Raw genomic sequence first — 3,259 nt, 5'->3', positions numbered from 1 at the left:
TCATGGATGATCTGTTGCGGGAGTTTCTGACGGAGACCAGCGAGAGCCTGGACACCGTCGACAATCAGCTGGTGAAGTTCGAGCAGGAGCCGAACAACGCCAAGATCCTGGATAACATCTTCCGCCTGGTCCACACCATCAAGGGCACGTGCGGCTTCCTCGGGTTGCCGCGGCTCGAAGCGCTGGCGCATGCCGGCGAGACCTTGATGGGCAAATTCCGCGACGGCATGCCGGTGACCGGCCAGGCCGTGACGGTGATCCTGTCCTCGATCGACCGCATCAAGGAGATCCTGGCCGGCTTGGAGGCGACCGAAGCCGAGCCTGAAGGCAACGACCGCGATCTCATCGACAAGCTGGAAGCGATGGTCGAGCAGGGCATGGCGGCCATGGCGGCAGATGCCGCTGCGCCCATTGCCGATGCTCCCCCGCTGGTGCCGGAAGCGCCGGCTGCCGTTGAAGCCAAGGCCGCACCCGCCAAGGAGATGACCACGGGCTCGCTGGTCGACCAGACCCTGGAGCGTCCGCTCCGTCCGGGCGAGGTCTCGCTCGACGAGCTCGAGCGCGCCTTCCGCGAGACCGCGATCGAAGTGCCGGTGGCGGTCGTCAAGGCCGAAGTCAAGGCCGAGCCGGCTCCTGCTGCCGAAGCGCCGAAGGACGCCAAGGCGCCCAGGGAGAAGGCCGCGCCGAAGAAGTCGATGGCCGACGAGAGTGCGAGCGAGGGCGACCGCATCGCCAACCAGTCGATCCGCGTCAACGTGGATACGCTGGAGCATCTGATGACCATGGTCTCCGAGCTGGTGCTGACCCGCAACCAGCTGCTGGAGATCTCCCGCCGCAACGAGGACACCGAGTTCAAGGTGCCGTTGCAGCGCCTCTCCAACGTCACCGCCGAGCTGCAGGAAGGCGTCATGAAGACGCGCATGCAGCCGATCGGCAATGCCTGGCAGAAGCTGCCCCGCATCGTCCGCGACCTCTCGAGCGAACTCGGCAAGCAGATCGAGCTGGAGATGCACGGCGCCGACACCGAGCTCGACCGCCAGGTGCTCGATCTGATCAAGGACCCGCTCACCCACATGGTGCGCAACTCCGCCGATCACGGCCTGGAGACCCCCGCCGAGCGGCTCGCTGCCGGCAAGGGCGAGCAGGGCACCATCCGCCTGTCCGCCTATCACGAGGGCGGCCACATCATCATCTGCATCGCCGACAACGGCCGTGGCCTCAACACCGAGAAGATCAAGGCCAAGGCGCTCTCTTCAGGTCTCGTCACCGAGGCCGAGCTGGAGAAGATGAGCGAAGCCCAGATCCACAAGTTCATCTTCGCGCCGGGCTTCTCGACCGCGGCCGCCATCACCTCGGTCTCGGGCCGCGGCGTCGGCATGGACGTGGTCCGCACCAATATCGACCAGATCGGCGGCACCATCGACATCAAGTCGGTGGCCGGTGAAGGCTCCTCCGTCACCATCAAGATCCCGCTGACGCTGGCGATCGTCTCCGCCCTGATCGTGGAAGCCGCCGGCGACCGCTTTGCCATTCCCCAGCTCTCGGTGGTCGAGCTGGTCCGGGCCCGCGCCAACTCGGAGCACCGCATCGAGCGCATCAAGGACACCGCGGTGCTTCGCCTGCGCAACAAGCTGTTGCCGCTGATCCACCTGAAGAAGCTCCTGAAGATCGACGACGGCGCGGCCAGCGATCCCGAGAACGGCTTCATCGTGGTCACGCAAGTCGGCAGCCAGACCTTCGGCATCGTCGTCGACGGCGTGTTCCACACCGAAGAAATCGTGGTCAAGCCGATGTCGACCAAGCTGCGTCACATCGACATGTTCTCCGGCAACACCATTTTGGGCGATGGCGCCGTCATCATGATCATCGACCCCAACGGCATTGCCAAGGCGCTCGGCGCCGCCGGCTCCTCGGCCCATGACATGGCCGACGACAACAGCGCCCATCACATCGGCTCGGGCGAGCAGACCACCTCGCTCTTGGTGTTCCGCGCCGGCTCGTCGCAGCCCAAGGCGGTCCCGCTCGGGCTCGTCACCCGCCTGGAAGAGCTCCCGGCCGACAAGATCGAGTTCAGCAACGGCCGCTACATGGTGCAGTACCGCGAGCAGCTGATGCCGCTCGTCTCCATGGACGGCGTCACCATCGCGTCCCAGGGCGCCCAGCCGATCCTGGTGTTCGCCGATGACGGCCGCTCCATGGGCCTCGTCGTCGACGAGATCATCGACATCGTCGAGGAGCGCCTCAACATCGAGGTCGGCGGCTCGGCTTCCGGCATCCTCGGCTCGGCCGTGATCAAGGGCCAGGCCACCGAGGTGATCGACGTCGGCCACTTCCTGCCCATGGCGTTCGCCGACTGGTTCACCCGCAAGGAGATGAAGCCGTCGATGCATTCGCAGTCGGTGCTGCTGGTCGACGACAGTGCCTTCTTCCGCAACATGCTGGCCCCGGTGCTGAAGGCCGCCGGCTACCGCGTCCGCACCGCGCCGACCGCGCAGGAGGGCCTGGCTGCCCTGCGTGCGCAGAGCTTCGACGTGGTCCTGACCGACATCGAGATGCCCGACATGAACGGGTTCGAGTTCGCCGAAGTGATCCGCTCCGACAGCAATCTGGGCTCGATGCCGATCATCGGCCTGTCCGCCCTGGTGTCGCCGGCCGCGATCGAGCGCGGCCGTCAGGCCGGCTTCCACGACTATGTCGCCAAGTTCGACCGTCCCGGTCTGATCGCGGCGCTGAAGGAGCAGACCGCGGGCGCCGCCGGCGCCTCCGAGCTGAGCCGGGCGGCGGCATAAGGGCAGGGACCAGGAGACACTGAAATGAGCAAGAAGACGCAAATTGGCGAAGGCGCCATGGTCGAATACGTCACCGCGATGATCGGCGGCCAGCTGTTCGGCCTGCCGATCTCCCGCGTCCAGGACGTGTTCATGCCCGAGCGCGTCACCCGCGTTCCCTTGTCCTCGCGCGAGATCTCGGGCGTCCTGAACCTGCGCGGCCGCATCGTCACCGTGGTCGACATGCGCGCCCGTCTCGGCCTGCCGAGGGACGAGGACGGCAAGACGGCGATGGCGGTCGGCGTCGATCTGCGCGGCGAATCCTATGGCCTCTTGATCGACCAGATCGGCGAGGTGCTGCGCCTGCCCGAGGACGGCAAGGAAGAGAACCCCGTCAACCTCGACCCCCGCATGGCCAAGCTCGCCGGCGGCGTCCACCGTCTCGACGGTCAGCTCATGGTCGTCCTCGACGTCGATCGCGTCCTCGAGCT

The 3,259-nt window shown here is 66.3% G+C and carries 2 protein-coding genes; both read left to right on the top strand.

The features are described from left to right. Positions 1 to 2 precede the first annotated feature (2 nt). Positions 3 to 2,789 carry a hybrid sensor histidine kinase/response regulator gene (locus tag HYH07_RS36130; RefSeq protein WP_220006912.1) on the top strand — a complete coding sequence of 929 codons (2,787 nt, stop codon included), beginning with the start codon at positions 3 to 5 and terminating at the stop codon, positions 2,787 to 2,789. 24 nt (positions 2,790 to 2,813) lie between these two features. Continuing rightward, the coding region (locus tag HYH07_RS36125) for a chemotaxis protein CheW (RefSeq protein ID WP_057740849.1) at positions 2,814 to 3,259 on the top strand (446 nt) is incomplete at its 3' end.

The sequence above is a fragment of the Bradyrhizobium sp. BR 10261 genome, from assembly GCF_019455395.1.
Lineage (GTDB): Bacteria > Pseudomonadota > Alphaproteobacteria > Rhizobiales > Xanthobacteraceae > Bradyrhizobium > Bradyrhizobium manausense.
This window is presented reverse-complemented; position numbering and strand designations above follow the sequence as displayed.

Excerpts from the sequence above, each read along its gene's own strand:
- HYH07_RS36130 (WP_220006912.1), top strand. The coding sequence starts at position 3 with ATGGATGATCTGTTGCGGGAGTTTCTGACGGAGACCAGCGAGAGCCTG.